The 24,168-nt window shown below is 38.5% G+C and carries 20 protein-coding genes, 1 tRNA gene and 1 riboswitch; of the genes, 17 read left to right on the top strand and 4 right to left on the bottom strand.

What is annotated here, in order from left to right:
* Positions 1–18: 18 nt before the first annotated feature.
* The 5 genes from OCF95_RS00905 (at position 19) to OCF95_RS00885 (ending at position 5,163) form a co-directional block, all read left to right on the top strand.
* The gene (locus tag OCF95_RS00905) at positions 19–1,278 is read left to right on the top strand and encodes a UDP-N-acetylglucosamine 1-carboxyvinyltransferase (RefSeq protein ID WP_261104638.1); all 1,260 of its coding nucleotides are present in this window, start codon (positions 19–21) and stop codon (positions 1,276–1,278) included.
* Between the two features lie 15 nt (positions 1,279–1,293).
* Positions 1,294–1,845 carry a GNAT family N-acetyltransferase gene (locus OCF95_RS00900; RefSeq protein ID WP_261104755.1) on the top strand — a complete coding sequence of 184 codons (552 nt, stop codon included), beginning with the start codon at positions 1,294–1,296 and terminating at the stop codon, positions 1,843–1,845.
* Positions 1,838–3,115, top strand: coding sequence for a CBS-HotDog domain-containing transcription factor SpxR (gene spxR, locus OCF95_RS00895; RefSeq protein WP_045606875.1), 1,278 nt, complete (start codon positions 1,838–1,840; stop codon positions 3,113–3,115). The genes OCF95_RS00900 and spxR overlap by 8 nt, the downstream gene beginning before the upstream one ends.
* A gap of 15 nt (positions 3,116–3,130) precedes the next feature.
* The gene (locus tag OCF95_RS00890; RefSeq protein ID WP_000631543.1) at positions 3,131–3,991 is read left to right on the top strand and encodes a methionyl aminopeptidase; all 861 of its coding nucleotides are present in this window, start codon (positions 3,131–3,133) and stop codon (positions 3,989–3,991) included.
* A gap of 254 nt (positions 3,992–4,245) precedes the next feature.
* Entirely contained in the window at positions 4,246–5,163 is a 918-nt protein-coding gene (locus OCF95_RS00885; RefSeq protein ID WP_203213178.1) for a bifunctional riboflavin kinase/FAD synthetase, read from the top strand.
* 87 nt (positions 5,164–5,250) lie between these two features.
* Here OCF95_RS00885 and OCF95_RS00880 read toward each other — a convergent pair whose 3' ends face one another.
* On the bottom strand, positions 5,251–6,099 hold the full coding sequence (locus OCF95_RS00880; RefSeq protein WP_261104637.1) for a YitT family protein: 849 nt from the start codon (positions 6,097–6,099) through the stop codon (positions 5,251–5,253).
* Between the two features lie 140 nt (positions 6,100–6,239).
* Between OCF95_RS00880 and OCF95_RS00875 the strand changes: the two genes are divergently transcribed.
* The 8 genes from OCF95_RS00875 (at position 6,240) to OCF95_RS00840 (ending at position 18,449) form a co-directional block, all read left to right on the top strand.
* On the top strand, positions 6,240–7,079 hold the full coding sequence (locus tag OCF95_RS00875) for a DegV family protein (protein WP_247934279.1): 840 nt from the start codon (positions 6,240–6,242) through the stop codon (positions 7,077–7,079).
* 107 nt (positions 7,080–7,186) lie between these two features.
* Positions 7,187–7,462 carry an HU family DNA-binding protein gene (locus OCF95_RS00870; RefSeq protein ID WP_001284640.1) on the top strand — a complete coding sequence of 92 codons (276 nt, stop codon included), beginning with the start codon at positions 7,187–7,189 and terminating at the stop codon, positions 7,460–7,462.
* Positions 7,463–7,676: 214 nt separating this feature from the next.
* Positions 7,677–8,384 carry a thiol-disulfide oxidoreductase-associated membrane protein CcdA2 gene (gene ccdA2, locus OCF95_RS00865; RefSeq protein WP_237446838.1) on the top strand — a complete coding sequence of 236 codons (708 nt, stop codon included), beginning with the start codon at positions 7,677–7,679 and terminating at the stop codon, positions 8,382–8,384.
* 11 nt (positions 8,385–8,395) lie between these two features.
* Complete coding sequence (gene sdbB, locus OCF95_RS00860; RefSeq protein ID WP_033685134.1) at positions 8,396–8,962, top strand: thiol-disulfide oxidoreductase-associated lipoprotein SdbB; 567 nt, start codon at positions 8,396–8,398, stop codon at positions 8,960–8,962.
* Positions 8,963–9,084: 122 nt separating this feature from the next.
* Entirely contained in the window at positions 9,085–10,476 is a 1,392-nt protein-coding gene (locus tag OCF95_RS00855; protein ID WP_084924362.1) for an APC family permease, read from the top strand.
* A 142-nt stretch (positions 10,477–10,618) separates the two neighbouring features.
* Complete coding sequence (gene adcAII, locus OCF95_RS00850; RefSeq protein ID WP_261104636.1) at positions 10,619–11,536, top strand: zinc-binding lipoprotein AdcAII; 918 nt, start codon at positions 10,619–10,621, stop codon at positions 11,534–11,536.
* Between the two features lie 7 nt (positions 11,537–11,543).
* Complete coding sequence (locus tag OCF95_RS00845) at positions 11,544–14,669, top strand: pneumococcal-type histidine triad protein (protein WP_261104635.1); 3,126 nt, start codon at positions 11,544–11,546, stop codon at positions 14,667–14,669.
* Positions 14,670–14,879: 210 nt separating this feature from the next.
* On the top strand, positions 14,880–18,449 hold the full coding sequence (locus OCF95_RS00840) for a pneumococcal-type histidine triad protein (protein WP_261104634.1): 3,570 nt from the start codon (positions 14,880–14,882) through the stop codon (positions 18,447–18,449).
* A gap of 36 nt (positions 18,450–18,485) precedes the next feature.
* Here OCF95_RS00840 and pepT read toward each other — a convergent pair whose 3' ends face one another.
* Positions 18,486–19,709: a peptidase T gene (gene pepT / locus OCF95_RS00835; protein WP_020902840.1), complete on the bottom strand. Its 1,224-nt coding sequence runs from the start codon at positions 19,707–19,709 to the stop codon at positions 18,486–18,488.
* Positions 19,710–19,862: 153 nt separating this feature from the next.
* On the opposite strand from pepT, the gene hemH reads away from it, so the two are divergent.
* On the top strand, positions 19,863–20,957 hold the full coding sequence (gene hemH, locus OCF95_RS00830) for a ferrochelatase (RefSeq protein ID WP_004254302.1): 1,095 nt from the start codon (positions 19,863–19,865) through the stop codon (positions 20,955–20,957).
* 40 nt (positions 20,958–20,997) lie between these two features.
* Here the strand turns inward: hemH and mscL are convergent, their stop codons facing one another.
* Both mscL and OCF95_RS00820 read right to left on the bottom strand, forming a co-directional pair.
* Complete coding sequence (mscL, locus tag OCF95_RS00825) at positions 20,998–21,378, bottom strand: large conductance mechanosensitive channel protein MscL (RefSeq protein ID WP_024057788.1); 381 nt, start codon at positions 21,376–21,378, stop codon at positions 20,998–21,000.
* An 84-nt stretch (positions 21,379–21,462) separates the two neighbouring features.
* The gene (locus OCF95_RS00820) at positions 21,463–21,894 is read right to left on the bottom strand and encodes a GtrA family protein (RefSeq protein ID WP_024057787.1); all 432 of its coding nucleotides are present in this window, start codon (positions 21,892–21,894) and stop codon (positions 21,463–21,465) included.
* 28 nt (positions 21,895–21,922) lie between these two features.
* A riboswitch (PreQ1 riboswitch) is annotated at positions 21,923–22,019 on the top strand.
* Between OCF95_RS00820 and OCF95_RS00815 the strand changes: the two genes are divergently transcribed.
* The 3 genes from OCF95_RS00815 (at position 22,017) to OCF95_RS00805 (ending at position 24,162) form a co-directional block, all read left to right on the top strand.
* Positions 22,017–22,526 (top strand): QueT transporter family protein, encoded by a 510-nt coding sequence (locus OCF95_RS00815; RefSeq protein WP_049500058.1) that lies wholly within the window; start codon positions 22,017–22,019, stop codon positions 22,524–22,526. Its footprint overlaps the riboswitch before it by 3 nt.
* Before the next feature lie 99 nt (positions 22,527–22,625).
* A tRNA-Thr gene (locus OCF95_RS00810) sits at positions 22,626–22,698 on the top strand.
* A gap of 387 nt (positions 22,699–23,085) precedes the next feature.
* Positions 23,086–24,162 (top strand): aspartate-semialdehyde dehydrogenase, encoded by a 1,077-nt coding sequence (locus tag OCF95_RS00805; protein WP_261104633.1) that lies wholly within the window; start codon positions 23,086–23,088, stop codon positions 24,160–24,162.
* The last annotated feature ends 6 nt before the right edge of the window (positions 24,163–24,168 follow it).

Raw genomic sequence — 24,168 nt, 5'->3', positions numbered from 1 at the left:
GAGTATAAAAAATTTAAAATGAGAAAAATTGTTATCAATGGTGGCTTCCCTCTGCAAGGTGAGATTACCATTAGTGGCGCAAAAAATAGTGTAGTAGCTTTGATTCCAGCTATTATTTTGGCAGATGATGTTGTAACTTTGGATTGTGTTCCAGATATTTCCGATGTTGCTAGTCTTGTCGAAATTATGGAGTTAATGGGGGCTACTGTTAAGCGTTATGACGATGTGTTAGAGATTGATCCAAGAGGTGTTCAAAATATTCCAATGCCTTATGGGAAAATCAATAGTCTTCGTGCATCTTATTATTTTTATGGAAGTCTTTTAGGTCGCTTTGGTGAAGCTACTGTTGGTTTACCTGGTGGATGTGATTTGGGACCTCGCCCTATTGATCTACATCTTAAGGCTTTTGAAGCTATGGGAGCTACTGTTAGCTACGAGGGTGATAACATGAAGTTATCTGCTAAAGATACAGGACTTCACGGCGCAAGTATTTACATGGATACGGTTAGTGTCGGTGCGACGATTAATACGATGATTGCTGCGGTTAAAGCAAATGGTCGTACTATTATTGAAAATGCAGCCCGAGAACCTGAGATTATTGATGTTGCCACTCTCTTAAATAATATGGGTGCTCATATCCGTGGTGCTGGAACCAATATTATCATTATTGATGGTGTTGACAGATTACACGGAACCCGTCATCAGGTGATTCCAGACCGTATTGAAGCAGGAACATATATTTCTTTAGCTGCTGCAGTCGGTAAGGGAATTCGTATTAATAATGTTCTTTATGAACACTTAGAAGGATTCATCGCTAAGTTGGAAGAAATGGGAGTGAGAATGACTGTATCGGAGGACAGTATTTTTGTCGAAGAACAGTCTAATTTGAAAGCAATTAATATTAAGACAGCTCCTTACCCAGGCTTTGCTACTGACTTGCAACAACCAATTACTCCTCTCTTGTTAACAGCAGAGGGTCGTGGTACCATTATTGATACCATTTATGAAAAACGAGTAAACCATGTTTTTGAACTAGCAAAGATGGACGCAGATATTACGACTACAAACGACCATATTTTATATACTGGTGGCCGTAGTTTACGTGGTGCAAATGTAAAAGCTACTGACCTTAGAGCTGGGGCCACACTTGTCATTGCTGGTTTAATGGCTGAAGGCAAAACTGAAATTACAAATATTGAGTTCATCTTACGTGGTTATTCAGATATTATTGAAAAATTACGTAATCTAGGAGCGGATATTACACTTGTTGAAGAATAAACCGTAGAGGTGTTTATGAATATTTGGACCAAATTAGCAATGTTTTCTTTTTTTGAAACGGATCGCTTGTATTTGCGTCCTTTCTTTTTTAATGATAATCAGGACTTCCATGAGATAGCTTCAAATCCAGAAAATCTCCAATTTATTTTCCCGACTCAAGCAAGTTTGGAAGAAAGTCAATATGCAATGGCCAATTATTTTATGAAATCTCCATTAGGAGTATGGGCTATTTGTGACAAGAAAACTGAAAAAATGATTGGTTCAATTAAGTTTGAAAAGCTAGATGAAATTAAAAAAGAAGCAGAACTTGGTTATTTTTTGAGAAAAGATGTGTGGTGTCAAGGTTTTATGACTGAAGTTGTAAAAAAACTTTGCCAGCTTTCTTTTGAGGAACTTGGTTTAAAACAATTATCTATCATTACCCACCTTGAAAATGAAGCTAGCCAAAAGGTTGCTCTTAAGTCTGGATTTCGATTGATTCGTCAGTTTAAAGGAAGTGATCGCTATACAAGGAAAATGCGAGATTATCTTGAGTTTCGCTTTGTAAAGGGAGAAATTAATGAGTAAACACCAAGAAATTCTAAGTTATTTGGAAGAATTACCTGTTGGTAAAAGAGTCAGTGTTCGAAGCATTTCCAATCATCTAGGAGTCAGTGATGGAACGGCTTATCGAGCCATTAAAGAAGCTGAAAATCGTGGAATTGTAGAGACTCGTCCAAGAAGTGGTACTATCCGTGTTAAATCTCAGAAAGTTGCTATAGAGAGATTAACGTTTGCTGAAATTGCTGAAGTGACCTCTTCTGAGGTTCTGGCTGGTCAAGAAGGTTTAGAGAGAGAATTTAGTAAGTTCTCAATCGGTGCCATGACTGAGCAAAATATCTTATCTTACCTTCATGATGGGGGACTTTTGATTGTTGGCGACCGGACTCGTATTCAATTATTAGCGCTGGAGAATGAAAATGCAGTTCTGGTTACAGGTGGATTTCAGGTTCATGATGATGTGCTTAAACTGGCCAATCAAAAAGGGATTCCTGTTCTGAGAAGCAAGAATGACACTTTTACCATTGCGACCATGATCAATAAAGCCCTCTCAAATGTCCAAATCAAGACTGATATTCTGACAGTTGAGAAACTTTATCGCCCGAGTCATGAGTATGGTTTTCTGAGAGAAACCGACACCGTTAAAGATTATTTGGACTTGGTACGTAAGAATCGTAGCAGTCGTTTCCCTGTTATCAATCAACATCAGGTCGTTGTTGGGGTTGTTACTATGAGAGATGCGGGTGATAAGTCACCAAGTACCACAATTGATAAAGTCATGTCTCGTAGCCTATTTTTGGTTGGATTATCAACAAATATTGCCAATGTGAGTCAACGGATGATTGCAGAAGACTTTGAAATGGTACCAGTTGTTCGGAATAATCAAACCTTGCTTGGAGTTGTGACACGACGAGATGTCATGGAGAAGATGAGTCGTTCCCAAGTTTCTGCTCTACCTACTTTTTCTGAGCAAATTGGTCAAAAACTTTCTTACCACCATGATGAAGTAGTGATTACAGTGGAACCCTTTATGCTAGAGAAGAACGGTGTTTTGGCTAATGGTGTATTGGCAGAAATCTTGACCCACATGACTCAAGATTTAGTTGTGAATAGCGGGCGCAATCTCATTATCGAGCAGATGCTGATCTACTTTTTACAGGCTGTTCAGATAGATGATATACTGCGCATTCAAGCACGCATTATCCATCATACTAGACGATCAGCTATTATTGACTACGATATTTATCATGGTCATCAGATTGTTTCAAAAGCAAATGTGACTGTTAAAATTAATTAGAAACTAGGAGAAAAAATGATAACATTAAAATCAGCTCGTGAAATCGAAGCTATGGATAAAGCCGGTGATTTCCTCGCAAGTATTCATATCGGCTTACGTGATTTGATTAAGCCTGGCGTTGACATGTGGGAAGTTGAAGAATACGTTCGCCGTCGTTGCAAGGAAGAAAATTTCCTTCCACTTCAGATTGGGGTCGACGGTGCCATGATGGACTATCCTTATGCTACCTGTTGCTCTCTTAACGATGAAGTAGCTCACGCTTTCCCTCGTCACTATATCTTGAAAGATGGTGATTTGCTCAAGGTTGATATGGTTTTGGGAGGTCCTATTGCCAAATCTGATTTGAATGTCTCAAAATTAAACTTCAACAATGTCGAGCAAATGAAAAAATACACTCAGAGCTATTCTGGTGGTCTAGCAGACTCATGTTGGGCTTACGCCGTTGGTACACCGTCTGAAGAAGTGAAAAACTTGATGGATGTAACCAAAGAAGCTATGTACAAAGGGATTGAGCAAGCTGTTGTTGGCAATCGTATCGGTGATATTGGTGCAGCCATTCAAGAATACGCTGAAAGCCGTGGTTACGGTGTAGTGCGTGATTTGGTTGGTCATGGTGTTGGTCCAACAATGCACGAAGAACCAATGGTTCCTAACTATGGTATTGCAGGCCGCGGACTCCGTCTCCGTGAAGGCATGGTACTAACCATTGAACCCATGATTAATACAGGAGACTGGGAAATCGACACAGATATGAAGACCGGCTGGGCGCATAAAACCATCGACGGTGGATTGTCATGTCAGTATGAACACCAATTCGTGATTACAAAAGATGGGCCTGTTATCTTGACTAGTCAAGGTGAAGAAGGAACTTATTAGTAAAAAGTGAAAAGACTACTAGAAGTTGATTTTATAAAGAATTTACTAGAACTTTTCATAATAAAGCGCATTATATCAAGTTTTAAGGGCTGATGTGATGCGTTTTTCTGATTTCAAGATTCTTACGTCAATCTCTTGTACGTTATGTTGATTTTAAAACCAAAATTCTTCTAAAATGCTACACTTCAGGTTAAAAAAACGACATTTCAGATTTTCTGTTCCAGAAATAGCTATCACTATGATATAATTATTTTATGATTATTACTATTCCTATAAAAAACCATAAAGATATTGGCACACCATCTGATTCAGTCGTTGTTCTCGGCTATTTTGATGGTATACACAAGGGGCATCAAGAACTATTTCGTGTTGCCAACAAGGTTGCGAGAAAGGATTTATTACCTATCGTAGTTATGACCTTTAATGAATCTCCAAAGATTGCTTTAGAGCCTTATCATCCTGACCTATTTTTGCATATTTTGAATCCTGCTGAGCGTGAAAGAAAATTAAAGCGTGAAGGTGTAGAAGAATTATATCTCCTTGATTTTAGTAGTCAATTTGCTAGTCTCACCGCAGAAGAATTTTTTGCGACTTATATTAAGGCTATGAATGCTAAAATTATTGTTGCAGGTTTTGATTATACATTTGGTTCTGACAAAAAAACGGCAGAAGATTTAAAGAATTACTTTGATGGAGAAGTTATCATTGTTCCACCTGTAGAAGATGAGAAAGGAAAGATTAGTTCAACTCGTATCCGTCAAGCTATTTTAGATGGAAACGTGAAAGAAGCAGGAGAACTTTTGGGGGCACCGCTTCCATCCAGAGGTATGGTGGTTCATGGTAACGCTCGTGGTCGTACGATTGGTTATCCAACAGCTAATTTGGTGCTTTTAGACCGTACTTATATGCCAGTAGATGGCGTTTATGTTGTTGATGTTGAGATTCAAAGACAAAAGTATCGTGCTATGGCTAGTGTTGGAAAAAATGTGACCTTTGATGGAGAAGAAGCACGTTTTGAAGTCAATATTTTTGATTTTAATCAAGATATTTATGGTGAAACCGTTATGGTTTATTGGCTTGATCGTATTCGAGATATGACCAAATTTGACTCAGTCGACCAATTAGTGGATCAGTTAAAGGCTGATGAAGAAGTAGCTCGAAATTGGTCTTAAGAGTTTGGGTAATTAAAAAAGAGGTTGTCTGTAACCCAAAAGATAGATGATGTAGTCTAACTTTTGAGGTCACTACAAGACCTCTTTTTATTCTTTTTCAAAGGTAAATCCTTCTCCAAGGATTTCGTGAGCTTCTGTAATAGTTATAAAGGCTTGAGGATCAATTCGATGAATCATTTCCTTCATTTTCACAATTTCATTCCTTCCGACAATACAGTAGATAATCTTCAAATCTTTTTGACTATAGTAGCCTTGACCTGAGATGAAAGTAACACCTCTTCCTAGGTCATCATTAATCGCCTTAGCAAGTTGGTCAGGACGTTTCGTAATAATCATAAATCCTTTACCTGCATAGCCACCTTCGCCGATCAAATCAATAACACGAGAAACGATAAAATCAAATAAGAGCGTGTAGGAAACCAATCTCAAATCTTTGAAGATTAGGAGAATAAGCATGAGAATACAAAAATCTAAGATAAAGAGCAGTTTTCCCATGGATATATGAGTGTATTTGTTGAGAATACGAGCTAGAATATCAGTACCACCAGTTGTACCTCCAGCATTAAAGATAATTCCAAGACCAATTCCCAATAGAATCCCAGCTATAAGGGCAGTGATTAGTAAATCACCTTGAAGATCAATATGAAGGGGAATACGTTCAAAGAAGGCCAACCAGGCGGACAAGGCTAAGGTTCCTAGTAAACTAGAATAGAGGGATTTTGCTCCAAAAATCTTCCAAGCTAGCATGAAAAGGGGAATGTTAATCAGTAAATTCATGAGAGAAACAGGGATTTTAAAAAGATAAAAGGTGATAAGGGTAATACCGGTCGCCCCTCCTTCAAAGAGATGATGAGGAACTACAAAATAAGTTAGACCAAAAGCATAGATAGCAGCACCTAGTAAAATGGTTAAAATGGGATAAATTTTTTTAATCATAGGGACCTCTTTTCTTATAAGTAGATTATATCAAATTTTTAAGGAAAATTTGAATGACTCCATTAGGATTTTTAATCTTTTTTTGATATAATTAAAAGTAAGAAAACCAATCTGAATCCTAAAATAGAAAGATTGATACTATGACAAAAATTAAAATTGTAACCGATTCATCTGTTACTATTGAACCTGAACTAGTAAAACAATTAGATATCACTGTTGTTCCGTTATCTGTAATGATTGATAATGTTGTTTATTCTGATGCGGATTTGAAAGAAGAAGGTAAATTTCTTCAGTTGATGCAAGCAAGTAAAAATCTTCCGAAAACAAGTCAGCCACCTGTAGGTGTCTTTGCTGAAGTTTTTGAAGACCTATGCAAAGATGGTAGCCAGATTCTTGCTATTCATATGTCTCATGCCCTTTCTGGTACTGTAGAAGCGGCTCGTCAAGGTGCTAGCTTATCTACTGCCGATGTGACAGTTATTGATAGTTCCTTCACTGACCAAGCCTTGAAATTCCAAGTTGTTGAGGCTGCAAAATTAGCGCAAGAAGGCAAAGAGTTGGAGGAAATCTTATCTCATGTAGAAGAGGTTAAAAACCACACAGAACTCTATATTGGCGTTTCAACTTTGGAAAATTTAGTAAAAGGTGGACGAATTGGCCGTGTAACTGGATTGTTGAGCTCACTTCTCAATATACGTGTTGTCATGCAGATGAAAGATCATGAATTGCAGCCAATCGTTAAAGGTCGTGGAGCTAAAACTTTTAAAAAATGGTTAGATGAGTTGATAACATCACTCTCTGAACGTTCTGTAGCAGAGATTGGAATTTCATATTCTGGTAGTGCTGATTGGGCAAAAGAGATGAAAGAAAGATTACAAGCTTATGTTGAAAAGCCTATTTCAGTTTTGGAAACAGGCTCTATTATTCAAACTCACACGGGTGAGAATGCTTGGGCTATTTTAGTACGTTACCATTCCTAAAAAAATAAAGAAAATGGGAAGAAATAGCGTTTTTAACTTGACCTAAAAGGGATTTTAGGATATGATTATATTTGTTAATTAGAAATAAAATTGGAGGAATCATTAACATGGCAAACAAACAAGATTTGATCGCTAAAGTAGCAGAAGCTACAGAATTGACTAAGAAAGACTCAGCAGCAGCAGTTGAAGCTGTATTCGCAGCAGTAACTGAGTACCTTGCAGCTGGTGAAAAAGTTCAATTGATTGGTTTTGGTAACTTTGAAGTTCGTGAGCGTGCTGCACGTAAAGGTCGCAACCCACAAACTGGTAAAGAAATCAAAATTGCAGCTTCTAAAGTTCCAGCATTCAAAGCTGGTAAAGCTCTTAAGGACGCTGTTAAATAATCAACCTTCCAAAAGCCTATTGTATCAAGCTTTCTAGCTTGGGCAGTAGGCTTTTTTTGTGTATAGGGGGCAAAAAAGGGCCAGAATGTGAATGAACTAATACCGGAACAAATCTTTCAAATACAGGCTAATTCAAATTGCGTAGCAGAAATCATACAAATGAAATTGATTATAGTAAAATGGAATTAGAATTATTAAGAAAGTTGGTTTTTTATTGGAAACGATAGTATTTTCAATCTCCGTTTTTTTAGCAGGGATTTTGTCCTTCTTTTCCCCTTGCATTTTTCCTCTGTTACCTGTTTATACTGGAATTTTGCTGGATGATCAGGAAAGTGCAAAAAGCTTTTCTTTGTTTGGGAGAAAGGTTGCCTGGTCAGGTCTGATTCGAACTCTCTGCTTTATCGCAGGCATTTCACTCATTTTCTTTATTCTAGGATTCGGTGCTGGTTACTTTGGTAATATTCTCTATGCCAATTGGTTTCGCTATACCATGGGAACAATTATTATCATTTTAGGCCTTCACCAGATGGAAATTTTTCATTTTAAGAAATTAGAGGTTCAAAAAAGCTTTACTTTTAAGAAATCAGAAGCTAATCGTTATTGGTCAGCCTTTTTACTCGGTATTACTTTTAGCTTTGGTTGGACGCCTTGTATTGGTCCTGTTTTGAGTTCTGTTTTAGCGCTTGCGGCTTCTGGAGGAAATGGCGCTTGGCAAGGTGCAATCTATACCTTGATTTACACTCTGGGGATGGCAATTCCTTTCTTGCTTTTAGCTCTAGCTTCAGGTGTAGTAATGCCTTATTTTAGTAAAATTAAACGTCATATGATGCTACTGAAGAAAATTGGTGGTTTACTCATTATTTTAATGGGAATTTTATTACTATTAGGACAAGTAAATGTTCTAGCTGGAATTTTTGAATAAAGGAGAAAAAGATGAAAAAAGTAATGTTTGCTGGCTTAAGCCTCTTGTCATTAGTCGTATTGATAGCCTGTGGTGAGGAAGAGACTAAAAAGACTCAAGCTCCACAACAAGCCCCAAAACAGCAGCAACAAACGCCTGTACAACAAATTGCTGTTGGGAAAGAGGCTCCAGACTTCACCTTGCAATCTATGGATGGTAAAGAAGTTAAGTTATCTGATTATAAGGGGAAAAAAGTCTACTTGAAGTTTTGGGCTTCATGGTGTGGTCCATGTAAGAAAAGTATGCCTGAGTTGATGGAATTAGCGGCGAAACCAGATCGTGATTTTGAAATTCTTAGTGTCATTGCACCAGGAATTCAAGGTGAAAAAACTGTCGAGCAATTCCCACAATGGTTCCAAGATCAAGGCTATAAGGATATCCCAGTTCTTTATGACACAAAAGCAACTACATTCCAAGCTTATCAAATTCGAAGCATTCCTACAGAATACCTGATTGACAGTCAAGGAAAGATTGGAAAGATACAATTTGGTGTTATTAGCAACGCGGATGCAGAAGCAGCCTTTAAAGAAATGAACTAGAATAGATAAAAATCTGATTACAAGAGAGTAGTCAGATTTTTTTAGAAAATTATTTTATAAATATTCACAAATATCCTATATTTATGGTAAAATAGAATCATCATTTTATTTTGGAGTCAAAGATGAATATATTTAGAACAAAGAATGTTAGTTTGGATAAAACGGAGATGCACAGGCATTTGAAGTTATGGGATTTGATTTTGTTAGGTATCGGAGCCATGGTAGGGACAGGTGTCTTTACTATAACAGGTACTGCAGCCGCAACTCTAGCGGGTCCAGCGCTAGTGATTTCAATCGTCATTTCTGCCTTGTGTGTGGGATTATCAGCCCTCTTTTTTGCAGAATTTGCTTCGCGAGTACCCGCTACAGGTGGTGCCTACAGCTATCTCTATGCTATTTTAGGAGAATTCCCAGCTTGGTTGGCTGGTTGGTTAACCATGATGGAATTCATGACAGCCATATCTGGTGTGGCTTCGGGTTGGGCAGCTTATTTTAAAGGCTTGCTCTCTCAATACGGGATAGCCCTTCCTCAGGTTTTAAATGGTACCTTTAATCCTCAAGCAGGGACATTTGTTGATTTATTGCCTATTCTTGTCTTGGTTCTAGTTACCTCGCTGGTTTTACTTAATGCTAAGGCGGCCTTACGCTTTAATTCTATTCTAGTGATTTTGAAATTTTCCGCTTTAGCTCTCTTTGTTTTAGTAGGAATTTGGCATATCAAACTTGATAACTGGAGTAATTTTGCCCCTTATGGTTTTGGCCAAATATATGGTGCTAGTACGGGTATTATGGCTGGGGCGTCCTTGATGTTCTTTGGTTTTTTGGGGTTTGAATCCATCTCTATGGCTGTAGATGAGGTCAAGACTCCTCAAAAAAATATTCCTAGAGGGATTGTCTTATCGCTTTCTATCGTAACTATTCTTTATGCCTTGGTGACTCTTGTTTTGACTGGTGTGGTTCACTATAGTCACCTAAATGTCGACGATGCCGTTGCCTTTGCTCTTCGCAGCATTGGGATTAGTTGGGCAGCCAACTATGTGTCATTAGTGGCTATTTTGACCTTGATTACGGTTTGTATCTCGATGACCTATGCCCTATCGCGTATGATTTACAGTTTAGCGCGTGACGGCTTGATGCCTGCTACCTTTAAAGAACTAACCAAAACAAGCAAGGTACCAAAAAATGCTACTATCTTGACCGGTCTAGCTTCAGCAGTAGCAGCAGGAATGTTCCCTCTTGCTAGTATCGCAGCCTTCTTAAATATTTGTACCTTGGCCTACTTGATCATGCTGGCTTATGGTCTGATTCGTTTACGGAAAGAAAAAGGAATGCCCAAAGCTGGAGAATTTAAAACACCATTAGTACCCTTATTACCTATTTTATCAATCATCATTTGTTTATCCTTTATGTTGCAGTATAATATGGAAACCTGGATTGCTTTCCTAGTTGCATTGTTGATAGGAAGTATCATTTACTTTTCTTATGGCTATAAGCATTCTACCATAGAAGAATAAAGTGAGAATCTGTTGAGTTATTGAAACTCAGCAGATTTTTATATGTGAAAGAAATTTCAAATTTTTTCTAAAAATAGCTTGACAGATTAAATTTTTAGGAGTAGAATGTTTACCAGTTAATTAAATAGTTAAGGAGTTATCTATGAAGAAAAAAAGTTTATTTTTAGTATTGTTAAGTGTCTTTCTTTTGTGTTTAAGTGCTTGTGGGCAGAAGGAAAGTCAGACAGGGAAAGGGATGAAAATTGTAACAAGTTTTTATCCTGTCTATGCTATGGTCAAGGAAGTATCTGGTGACTTGAATGATGTTCGGATGATTCAGTCAAGTAGTGGGATTCACTCCTTTGAACCTTCGGCAAATGATATCGCAGCCATCTATGATGCAGATGTCTTTGTTTACCATTCGCATACGCTCGAATCTTGGGCAGGAAGCCTGGATCCCAATCTAAAAAAATCTAAAGTTAAGGTTTTAGAGGCTTCTGAAGGAATGACCTTAGACCGTGTTCCTGGGCTAGAAGATGTGGAAGCAGGTGATGGAGTTGATGAAAAAACGCTTTACGATCCTCACACTTGGCTAGATCCTGAAAAAGCTGGAGAAGAAGCCCAAATTATCGCTGATAAACTTTCAGAGGTGGATAGTGAACATAATGAAACTTACCAGAAAAATGCGCAAGCCTTTATCAAAAAAGCTCAAGAACTAACTAAGAAATTCCAGCCTAAATTTGAAAAAGCGACTCAGAAAACGTTTGTAACACAACATACAGCTTTTTCTTATCTGGCGAAGCGATTTGGACTTAATCAACTTGGTATTGCAGGTATCTCTCCTGAACAAGAACCAAGTCCACGACAACTAACAGAAATTCAGGAATTTGTTAAAACTTATAAGGTTAAAACGATTTTTACAGAAAGTAATGCTTCTTCAAAAGTAGCTGAAACTCTTGTCAAATCAACAGGTGTGGGTCTTAAAACTCTGAATCCTTTAGAGGCAGACCCACAAAATGACAAGACTTATCTAGAAAATCTTGAAGAAAATATGAGTGTTCTAGCAGAAGAATTAAAGTGAGGAAAGAATGAAAATCAATAAAAAATATGTAGCAGGTTCAGTGGCAGTTCTTGCCCTAAGTGTTTGTTCCTATGAACTTGGTCGTTACCAAGCTGGTCAAGTTAAGAAAGATTCTAATCGAGTAGCTTATATAGATGGTGATCAGGCTGGTCAAAAGGCAGAAAATTTGACACCAGATGAAGTCAGTAAGAGAGAGGGAATCAACGCAGAACAAATTGTTATCAAGATTACGGATCAAGGTTATGTGACCTCTCATGGAGATCATTATCATTACTATAATGGCAAGGTTCCTTATGATGCCATCATCAGTGAAGAACTCCTCATGAAAGATCCGAATTATCAGTTGAAGGATTCAGACATTGTCAATGAAATCAAGGGTGGTTATGTAATTAAGGTAGACGGGAAATACTATGTTTACCTCAAGGATGCCGCCCATGCGGACAATATTCGTACAAAAGAAGAGATTAAACGTCAGAAGCAGGAACATAGTAGTAATCACGGGGGTGGTTCTAACGATCAGGCAGTAGTTGCAGCCAGAGCTCAGGGCCGCTATACAACGGATGATGGGTATATCTTCAATGCATCTGATATCATTGAGGACACGGGTGATGCCTATATCGTTCCTCATGGCAATCACTTCCACTATATTCCGAAGAGTGATTTGTCTGCCAGTGAATTAGCTGCTGCCCAAGCCTTCTTATCTGGGAAAGGTGGCCAATTAAGTACGGTTGAATATCGTTCAAGTAGAGCTGAAACAAGATCTAGTGTGAGAATGAGTCAATCTGAGGCTCCTCAAGATTCTGCCAAAGCTCCTGAAAGTCAAAGTGAGGATTTAGCTAGTCTCCTTCAAGAATTATACGCTTTGCCACTTAGCCAACGTCATGTGGAGTCTGATGGATTAGTATTTGACCCAGCACAGATTACAAAACGTACTGCCAATGGTGTGGCAGTTCCTCACGGAGATCATTTCCATTTCATTCCTTATTCGCAAATGTCTGCCTTGGAAGAAAAATTGGCTCGAAATCTACCAATTGGAGGTCAGCCAGTTCAAAGTCATTCTAATAATACGAAACCAAGCAGTCCTGAGAAAACAAGTTCAACACCAAGTTCAACCATTAAACCAAACTTTAATCTCAATACGCCGGCACCGAATCGAGCAACTGGAGGTGCCTATACAACGGATGATGGGTATGTCTTTAGTCCGACAGATGTGATTGAAGATACAGGTGACGCTTTTGTTGTACCGCACGGCAATCATTTCCACTATATACCTAAGAGTGATTTGTCTGCAGGAGAATTGGCTGCTGCCCAAGCTTATTGGAATGGTAAACAGTCTCATTCTGCTACAAGTTCAAGTAAACCAAGTAGTGATAATGCTAAACCAGCCCAACCAAGTTTGACAGAGACTCCAAACCTGACTGTCACACCAACATATCATCAAAATCATGGGGAAGACATTTCAACACTTTTAAGTGAATTGTATGCCAAACCTTTGTCAGAACGCCATGTGGAATCGGATGGACTAGTCTTTGATCCGGCACAAATCATCAAACGTACAGCTAACGGTGTAGCAGTGCCTCACGGAGACCATTATCACTTTATTCCTTATTCACAAATGTCACCGCTGGAAGAAAAATTGGCTCGTATGATAGCTGTTAAGGGACAAAATGGCAGTGTCTTGCCAAGTGTTACTCCTCTGAAGCCGGCTCCTACTACCAAACCTCAAGCACCAGTGGAAAATAAACCGACTGAACTTGATGTCAACCAGGTTGTTAGAAAAGTTGGTGATGGTTATATTTTCGAGGATAAGGGCGCTAGTCGTTATGTTCTAGCTAAAGACTTAGCCAAGGATAAGATTGACGCTATTGAAAATCTCTTGTCAAAGAAAACTCAAGAGACGCATGCCCTAGTTGCGAAGAAAGAAAATGTCGCTCCTCGTGACCAAGAATTTTATGATAAAGCATATAATTTATTGACCGAAGCTCATAAAGCCTTGTCTGAAAATAAGGGGCGTACTTCTGATTTCCAAGCCTTAAACAAATTAGCAGAACGCTTGAATAATGAATCTTCTAATAAAGGAAAATTGGTAGATGATTTATTGTCATTCTTAGCACCAATTACCCATCCAGAACGTCTCGGAAAACCAAATGCTCAAATTGCTTATACAGATGTTGAAATTAAATTAGCGAAATTAGCAGGTAAGTATACAACAGAAGATGGGTATATCTTTGACATTCGTGATATTACCAGTGATGAGGGAGATGCTTATGTAACTCCGCATATGACCCATAGTCATTGGATTAAGAAAGAGAGCTTGTCTGAAGCTGAAAGAGTAGCAGCCCAGGCTTATGCTAAAGAGAAAGGTTTGACACCTCCTTCAACAGAGAATCAGGGTTCAGGAGATACTGAGGTTAAAGGAGTAGAAGCAATCTATAATAAAGTGAAAGCAGCTAAGAAGGTCCCACTTGATCATATTCCTTACAATCTACAACATACTGTTGAAGTTAAAAATGGTAGCTTAATTATACCTCATTACGACCATTACCATAACATTAAATTTGGTTGGTTTGACGAAGGACTCTATGAAGCACCTAAGGGTTATAGCCTTGAGGATCTCTTTGCGACTGTAAAATATTATGTTGAACATCCTGAAGAACGTCCTCACTCAGATAATGGTTGGGGAAATGCCAGCGACCATGTTCGTAAAAATAAGGCAGACAAAGACAGTAAATCTGATGAAGATAAGGAAGATCATCATGAATCAGACGAGTCAACCCGTCCTGAATCCAATGGAAAAGAAAATCATACAGGTTCAACCCCTTCAGCAGATAATCTGTATAAACCAAGCACCGATACGGAAGAGACAGAGGAAGAAGCTGAAGATACTACAGATGAGGATAAAGTTCCTCAAGTAGAGACTGAAAAAGTAGAAGCCAAACTCAAAGAAGTAGAAGCTCTACTTGATACAGTAACCGATGCTAGTTTGAAAGACAATGTGGCAGAGAGTCTAGCTGGTTTACGAAATAACTTGAACCTGCAAACCATGGATAATAATGGCATTATGGCAGAAGCAGAAAAATTGCTTGCTTTGTTAAAAGGTAGTGAGTCAGTTACGACGAAATCAGAAGTATAAACTTTATACTATAAATCAAAATGATGTAAGAGTCAGTAGCAATACTGGCTTTTATTTTTTAAAATGATATAAAAATCTTGACAGATAAACTTAAAAAAGGTAAACTATTTACTGGTTAATTAATTGGTTAAATAACCAGTTTAGAAAAACTGTTTAACCGAGAAAAAGAAGTTAAGAAATAGCTTCATCATTTATTGAAATGAGGGATTTATGAAATTCAGTAAAAAGTATATTGCAGCTGGATCAGCTGTTATCGTATCCTTGAGTCTTTGCGCCTATGCACTGAACCAGCATCGCTCGCAGGAAAATAAGGACAATAATCGTGTCTCTTATGTGGATGGTAGCCAGTCAAGTCAGAAAACTGAAAACCTGAAACCAGATCAGGTCAGTCAAAAAGAAGGAATTCAGGCTGAGCAAATTGTTATCAAAATTACAGATCAGGGCTATGTGACGTCACACGGTGATCACTATCATTACTATAATGGGAAAGTTCCTTATGATGCGATTTTCAGTGAAGAACTTTTGATGAAGGATGCTAATTATCAACTTAAAGACGCTGATATTGTCAATGAGGTCAAGGGTGGTTATATCATCAAGGTCGATGGAAAATATTATGTCTACCTGAAAGATGCAGCTCATGCTGATAATGTTCGAACCAAGGATGAAATCAATCGTCAAAAACAAGAACACATCAAAGATAATGAGAAGGTCAGCTCTGATGTTGCTGTAGCAAGGTCTCAGGGACGCTATACGACAGATGATGGTTATGTCTTTAATCCAGCTGATATTATCGAAGATACGGGTGATGCTTATATCGTTCCTCATGGAGGTCACTATCACTATATTCCAAAAAGTGATTTGTCTTCTAGTGAGTTAGCAGCAGCAAAAGCTCATTTAGCTGGCAAAAATACGCAACCAAGTCAGTTAAGCTATTCTTCAACAGCTAGTGATAATGACACGCAATCTGTAGCACAAGGCTCAACTAGCAAGCCAGAAAGCAAAGTTGAAAATCTCCAAAGTCTATTGAAAGAACTCTACGATTCACCTAGCGACAAACGTTACAGTGAATCAGATGGTTTAGTCTTTGACCCTGCTAAGATTATCAGTCGTACACCAAATGGTGTTGCGATTCCGCATGGTGATCATTATCACTTTATTCCTTACAGCAAGCTCTCTCCTTTAGAAGAAAAGATTGCTAGAATGGTGCCTATCGGTGGAACTGGTTCTACGGTCTCTACAAATGAAAAACCTCATGGAGTAGCGTCTAGTCTAGGAAGTCTTCCAAGCAGTCCATCTACTTTGAATCATCCTTCCTTGCTTACAAATAAGGCTATCTCTTCAACATCTGATGGTTATATCTTTAATCCTAAAGATATTGTCGAAGAAACTGCTACAGCTTATATTGTAAGACATGGCGATCATTTCCATTACATTCCTAAGGCGAACCAAATTGGTCAACCGACTCTTCCAAACAATGGCCTAACAACACCTTCGCCATCTCTTCCAATCAATCCTGGTGTTTCACATGAGGAACATGAAGAAGGTGGACACGGCTTTGATGCTAATCGTATTATTGCGGAAGATGAATCAGGATTTATCATGAGTCATGGTGACCACAATCATTACTTCTTCAAGAAGGATTTGACTGCTGATCAAATCAAGGCCGCACAAGACCACTTGAAAGGGGCAAATACAGCAACACCAAATCCAGCTCATGATGATGATCACGATGAAGATCATCATGGACACCATCATGATGAAGACCATGATCACGGTTTTGATGCCAATCGTGTCATCAGTGAGGATGAACAAGGTTTTGTCATGTCACATGGAGATCACAATCATTACTTCTTCAAGAAAGATTTGACAGCAGAGCAAATTAAGGCAGCTCAGGATCATCTGAAAACACATCATGATGCAGAGCCTGTAAAACCTCTTGCTAAAACGGTAGAGTCTTTCTCACGAGATGCTAGCGATGAAGAAAAGATTGCTTATATTTCTAAGACCTATGGTGTTCCACTTGAAGCGATTAGAATTTCAAACGGATTCTTTGTCTTTGGAAATCCAGACCAAGCCTACGATCCAACTCATATCCACCCATATGCTGTTCGTAAGGAACATGTTCGTTTGCCATTCCAAGCTGGAAATCCAGAACTTGATTTCCTAAACGAACTCTACACGACTGCTTTGAGAGATGGCGTGTCTCCGTATAGCTTACAGGTAGAAAATGGTAGTTTTGTGATTCCTCATGGCGACCATAATCACTACATCAAGGTTCAAACTAAGGGGTATGAAGTGGCTTTGAAAAACAAGATTCCAGCTCTACAATCCAATTATCAACCTGGAGCTTTTGATGAGAAGGCAGTCTTGGAAAAAGTAGATCAACTTCTAGCTGATAGCAGAAGTATCTACAAAGACAAGCCTATCGAACAAAGACAGATTGAGTTAGCTTTAGGCCAGTTTACTGAAAACATGAAGAAACTGGCAACTAACTCTACAGCAGGTTATCTTGCAACCCTTGATCTCTTTGATAAGCAATATATCCATATTGATGAAAGTGTCAAACCTGTTGAAACCAGTGCTCTAGATAAGAAATATCAAGCCTTGATTGATAAAATCAATACACTGGATACAGACACTTTTGGACTTCCAAAGAAAGACCTTCTCGTTCGACTCCAAGAAGCTAAGTTGGCAAAAGATGAGGCTGGTTTAGCAGCGGTTGAATCACAACTTCAAGCCTTGCAAGACTTTAATGACCGAACAGGTGTTACAACTGTAGAATACATCAAGTACTTCTACGAACACGTAAATGACGGTCGTTTGAGTGATGAACTTCGAAACAAAGTAGCTCAGTTGACTTGGACTTTGTATCAATCTCAATCCTTCCTTAAGGCAGCAGAATTGAACAAATTATTCCCAAGTATATATCAGGCAAAACAAGAAGTGGAAGAAGCGTTGAAAGCTCAGCCAACTACTGCGAAATCAAGTCAGACAGTTCTAGATACTGAAAAAGTTGATAATCAAAGTGCCAAGACAGCTATTTATGGCTTCTTGAAAGAATTGTATGGAGACTTTATGCCTGAAGAGCATGTCAATCATGTTAGCAAGGAAGAGGTAGAAAGCCTCTTGAGCAAGGCACATCAACTCTTGGAACAAATCCAAGAAGAAGGAATCAGACAATCCTTGGCAGAAGAAGTAGAAAATCTCAAAGCTGCTACAAACAAGGCTGATGCAGACTTGGATGAAGTAAACAGTCAGGTGAAAGACGTCTTGACTCGTATCGCTAGTGCCCTTCAACAAGAGAAGGAAAATGCTGAGCAAGACCCTCAGACACTAGTACTCTATCAAAAACTCTACGATATTCTCATGTCGCTTCACTCTTATTTAGAAAATAATAAGGGTTCTGATGCGGACTTTGATAAGGTGGATGCTCTACTAGATCAACTTTCTGCTAAGAGTAAAGATAAGTCTGCTTTACTTGAATTGACAAAAGCTATTCTGGTCTTGAATCAAGAAATCAAGTCAAAATCAAGCGCGAGTGAAGAAGCAACTCCAGCAACAAAAGCTGAATCGAATGCTGATAGCACAAGTGCAGAGAATCAACCAAATGCAAGTACAGCAACCGAAGCACCAGTAGCATCTGAATCTAACAGTGATACTGCAAACGACGAAAACAAACCAAACAACGCAACAGATTCTAAACCTGCTGAATCAACTTCAGAAAAGGAAACAACAGAATCTACAACAAGTACTGGAAATCAAGAAAAACCAGCTCAATAAAAAGAAAGGCGAAGTAGCTGAGCTACCTCGTCTTTTTTAGTCTTTATAAGCTACGATACCAATGATGGTATCAACTGCACGTTCCATAGTCTGAAGGCTAACGTATTCAAAACGTCCGTGCATGTTTTCACCACCCGCAAAGATATTTGGAGTTGGGATTCCCATAAAGGAAATTTTAGAGCCGTCTGTTCCACCACGGATTGGTTCGATAATAGGTGTGATACCCAGATCTTCCATAACGGCTTTAGCAATGGTAATTGGCGTCATATCCTTCTCAATGACTTCTTTCATATTGTAATACTGGTCTGTCAAGTTTAGGGTGACACGGTCACTACCAAGTTCTTGATTCATCTTATCAACAATAGACTGCATAGCTGCTTTACGCGCTTCAAAGGCATCTTTTTCAAAATCGCGAATAATGTAGCTTGCACGCGCCTCCTCGACACTACCAGTCACATCCATAAGATGATAGAATCCTTGGTAACCATCCGTTAACTCAGGTCGGTCATTCTCTGGAAGTTGATTATGAAAATCAATTGCTAGCTGAAGGGCATTAACCATCTGACCTTTGGCAGTACCAGGATGGACATTGCGCCCTTGGAAATGCAATTCAGCACCGGCTGCTGAGAAAGTCTCGTACTGAAGTTCGCCTAGTGGGCCACCATCAACTGTGTAGGCAAAATCAACATCAAAATCTTCTGCATCAAATTTATTAGCACCAACACCGATTTCCTCATCTGGTCCAAAACCAACACGAATTTCACAGTGCTTGATTTCAGGATGGGCAGTTAGATATTCAATGGCTGTCATAATCTCAGCAATTCCTGACTTGTCATCAGCACCTAGCAAGGTTGTTCCATCGGTTGTGATGAGTGTTTGTCCTGGATATTTTTCAAGACTCTTGAAGTCAGCCGGATCTAATTTGAAACCAGAATTCCCTAGTTCAATCACACCACCATCGTAGTTTTCAATTACCTGTGGATTGACTCCTTCGGCATTAAAATCAGCAGTATCCATGTGGGAGATGAAGCCAATCTTACGTGTTAACGATGGATCGTTGGCTGGCAAGGTTCCAATTGCAAAACCATTTGGTAGATAATAAACATTTTGTAATCCAACACGTTTCATTTCAGGAATTAGGACATTTGTCGCGAAGTCAACCTGACTCTGCGTACTTGGAGTAGTAGTAGAGTGTTCATCAGAGCGCGTGTTGACCTTAACGTAGGTTAAGAAGCGGTCCAAGAGATTGGGGTAAGTCATAAAAAACTCCTTTTGAATTCATTTTTTCCATTGTATCATATAAAGAAAAGAAAAACAAAAGACAGAAGTTAGGGAAATTCTTTGTGTTAGCGTTTACTTATCAACGAATTAATGATAAAATAAACTTGATAAAAACATCACAAGGAAGCAATTATGAAAAAAGCAATTTTAATGATGACTTTCGGTTCGCCAGAAGAGATTACCTTTGAAGGTGTGGCTGATTTTTTCACAAATATTCGTCGTGGAGTGAGACCTCAAGACCACGAGATTCAAACACTCTATGATAATTATGTACGTATTGGAGGTACGCCTCTGCAAAGAATTACCCGTGAAGAAGTTGCCTTAGTAGAAGCTAGACTGGGGAATGAGTATAGTGTCTATTTTGCCAATAAATTTTCCAAACCTTTTATTCCAGATGTGATTGGTCAGATGGAAGAAGATGGAATCGAGCAGTGTATTTGCTTGATTTTGGAGCCCCATTATTCTTTTTATTCTGTCATGGGATACGAGAAATTTTTAGAAAGCAAACAAATTCAATTTTTGGTTATTAAGGATTGGTATCAAGAAGAAGCGCTCTTAAACTATTGGGCTGATGAAATTGCTAAGATTTTAAAAGAAGAAGTAAAGCAGGATAGCTTTAAAGTCATCTTTTCAGCCCATAGTGTTCCTATTTTTGCCTTGGATTTTGGTGATCCTTATATCGATCAAATCTTTGAAAATAGCAAGTTAGTTGCTGAAAAATTAGGTTTGAGTTCCGAGCAATATACAAATACTTGGCAAAGTGAGAGTGATATCGGTATTCCTTGGATTAAGCCAGATGTATTAGAGTACCTCAGAGAACAGACAGAACATCCAGACCATTATATTTTTGTACCAATCAGCTTTATCAGTGAGCACATTGAAGTCTTGTTTGATAACGATGTGGAATGTTATGAGATATGTCAGGAATTGGGTGTCAACTACCATCGTCCACCAATGCCAAATACGGATTCTCGCTTGATTGATGCCTTGGTCAATACAGTCAGAGCCAATGAAGATCAAGAGTTTAAGGAATTTCTCCCAGAAGAAGAAACCTTTGATGAGTTAGTTCCTTCAGATGAGACGAAAAACATTTTGGCCGAATCTCAAGATTTACAAATGCCTGAATTTGTGAAAAAACTGATTGAGAAAAAAGGTCGTGAGAATGTTAAGATGCCTTATCTTATCAAGAAAATGCTTGAGAAAGCAGGTAAATTACCAAAAGAGTAAAGAAAAAAGGATTTAGCTTTGCGCTAGATCCTTTAATAGATTATTTTTTCTCAAGAAGAGCTTTGATTTCTTGAAGTACTTCCAACTCAGTTGGAGCAGCTGGAGCTTCCTCAGCAGCTTCTTCTTTCTTAGTAAGGCTTTGAGCTTTTTCAATACCTTTAATAACGAAGAAGAGAACAGTACCGATAACTAGGAAGTTGATAACAGCACTCAAGAATTTACCATATGTAACACCATTCCAAGCAAGATCAGCGATGTTTTGTACTTTCGCAGCTTCCAAGGCTGGTTTCAAAATAAGTGGAGTGATGATATCGTTAACAAGTGATGTAACGATTGCACCAAAAGCAGAGGCAATGATCACACCGACAGCAAGGTCAACAACATTACCACGAAGCAAAAATGCTTTAAGATCTTTTAACATTTTCATTTTCCCTTTCAAAAAATTTTTACTCTTAATTATATATTAATTAAGAAGCTCTTGCAAGGTATATGCTTAAATTTTTTCTTATTTTTTAAAAATAAATACCTTACTAAAAATGTAATTGAGGATAATTATTAAGAATTGTGAAATAACTGTTTCAATACTATTAACTTTGTCAATATTATCATTTACAAATTGTCCGATAATATTAGGAAATTGGCTTACAAAGAGAAAAGTTAAAAACAAGTCTAACAGAAAAGTAGAAAGACGTGCTATAGTAAATTTTACTAAACGGATTGACCAATTCTGTCTAGCTTGCTTAAACACGATTGTATCATTTGTGATAAAGGCAAAGAGGATACCGATAATATTTGCTAGTCCAGTAGCGAGAAGTTCTCTATGAGTTAGTTGATAAATGACTAATCTAGATAGAATGGAGACAAGAGTAGTAGCTATACCAAAAAAAAGATAGGCTAAGAGCTCATTCACGAAGAGACTTTGAATGCGTTTTTTCATGCTTTTAGTATAGCATAAAGCAGGCTATTGTGCTATACTAGTAAGGTTGATTCAAGCAACCCTTGGTGCTTAGCTTCTTTCACCAAGCATATTATACGCGGGAAACCGCCAAAGGAGAAAAGATGAAAAAATTAACCATTCGTGATGTAGCAGATATTGCAATCGTTGCTGCTATCTATGTCGTTTTAACTGTCACACCACCCCTAAATGCCATCAGCTATGGTGCTTATCAGTTTCGTATTTCAGAAATGATGAACTTTATGGCTTTTTACAATCCTAAGTACATCATCGCAGTTACTATCGGTTGTATGATTGCTAATTTCTTTAGCTTCGGACCGCTAGATGTCTTTGTTGGTGGTGGATCAACCTTAGTATTCCTCAGTCTAGGTGTTTGGCTTTTTGCAAAATACAGCAAGGATTATCTTTTTAACGGTTTGATTCGAAAAGATCATTTCTTCTTCTCAATCCTCTTTTCAATTTCTATGTTTACTATCGCTGCCGAGTTGAATATCGTAGCGCAATTACCATTTTTCCTTACTTGGTTTACAACAGGGATTGGTGAATTTGCCTCATTGATTATTGGAGCGATTATTATCGGTAAAATTGGTCGTCGAATCGATTTAAGCAAATAGAATTAGATAAGCTAGGTAGCTCTTACCTGGCTTTTTCTTATGGAAAATTTCTAGGGAAACTTGACAAGATTTTCTAACTATAGTATACTTTTTAAGTAAGCTGATTTAGCTCAGTTGGCAGAGCGCATCCATGGTAAGGATGAGGTCGCCGGTTCAATCCCGGCAATTAGCATAAAATAGACAGAAAAGCCCTTGATTTACAAGGGTTTTTGTTATGTATGCATCAAATGTTTCAAAGATATTTCTATTCAGCTGTGTAAATGAAACTAAAGAGTTTCGTCTGTTGACAAAAGTCATTCTCTTTAGTAGAATAGAAGATGCGATGAGTCGATAGGTAGTCTTCGGACTACTATTGAGCATAAGGAGGTCATAACGCAGGAGCGGACCTTGATGAGTTGTGTGAACCTGCTCATCACATGAAGATGCCTCTTAGTCCCTGGTCTAACGACTGGGGATTTTTATTTTCCAAAAAAAGATGAAAATGCTTTGCAATTCATGGAAAAAGTAGTATAATACATCTATTATAGAAATTTTTAGAAAATTCCGAAAGAGGTTATTTATGGGATATACAGTTGCTGTAGTCGGCGCGACAGGTGCTGTCGGTGCTCAGATGATAAAAATGTTGGAAGAATCAACACTTCCAATCGATAAAATTCGTTTACTTGCTTCTGCACGTTCAGCGGGCAAGACTTTGAAATTTAAAGATCAAGATATTACGATTGAAGAAACGACTGAAACTGCTTTTAAGGGAGTTGACATTGCTCTCTTTTCAGCAGGTGGTTCTACATCAGCTAAATATGCACCATACGCAGTTAAAGCTGGAGCGGTAGTAGTAGATAATACATCTTACTTCCGTCAAAATCCAGATGTTCCTTTGGTTGTTCCAGAGGTTAATGCTCATGCACTTGATGCCCACAACGGTATCATTGCCTGCCCTAACTGTTCAACAATTCAAATGATGGTGGCTCTTGAGCCAGTTCGCCAAAAATGGGGCTTGGACCGTATCATTGTTTCAACTTACCAAGCAGTTTCAGGTGCTGGTATGGGAGCAATTCTTGAGACACAACGTGAACTTCGTGAAGTTTTGAATGATGGTGTAACTCCACGTGATTTGCATGCGGAAATCTTGCCTTCAGGCGGTGACAAGAAACATTATCCTATCGCCTTCAATGCTCTTCCACAAATTGATGTCTTCACTGACAATGATTACACTTACGAAGAGATGAAGATGACTAAGGAAACTAAGAAAATTATGGAAGATGACAGCATTGCAGTATCTGCAACATGTGTGCGTATTCCAGTCTTGTCAGCTCACTCTGAGTCTGTTTACATCGAAACAAAAGAAGTGGCTCCAATCGAAGAAGTAAAAGCAGCTATCTCAGCCTTCCCAGGTGCTGTTCTCGAAGATGATGTAGCTCATCAAATTTATCCGCAAGCCATCAATGCAGTGGGTTCACGTGATACCTTTGTTGGTCGTATCCGTAAAGACTTGGATGCTGAAAAAGGAATCCACATGTGGGTTGTTTCGGACAACCTGCTCAAAGGTGCTGCTTGGAACTCAGTTCAGATTGCAGAAACTCTTCACGAACGTGGATTGGTTCGTCCAACGGCCGAATTGAAATTTGAATTAAAATAGTCATAT

The sequence above is a fragment of the Streptococcus mitis genome (assembly GCF_946188615.1).
Taxonomy (GTDB): domain Bacteria; phylum Bacillota; class Bacilli; order Lactobacillales; family Streptococcaceae; genus Streptococcus; species Streptococcus mitis_BZ.
The sequence above is the reverse complement of the archived record's forward strand: the minus strand, read 5'-3'. Positions and strand labels throughout refer to the sequence as shown.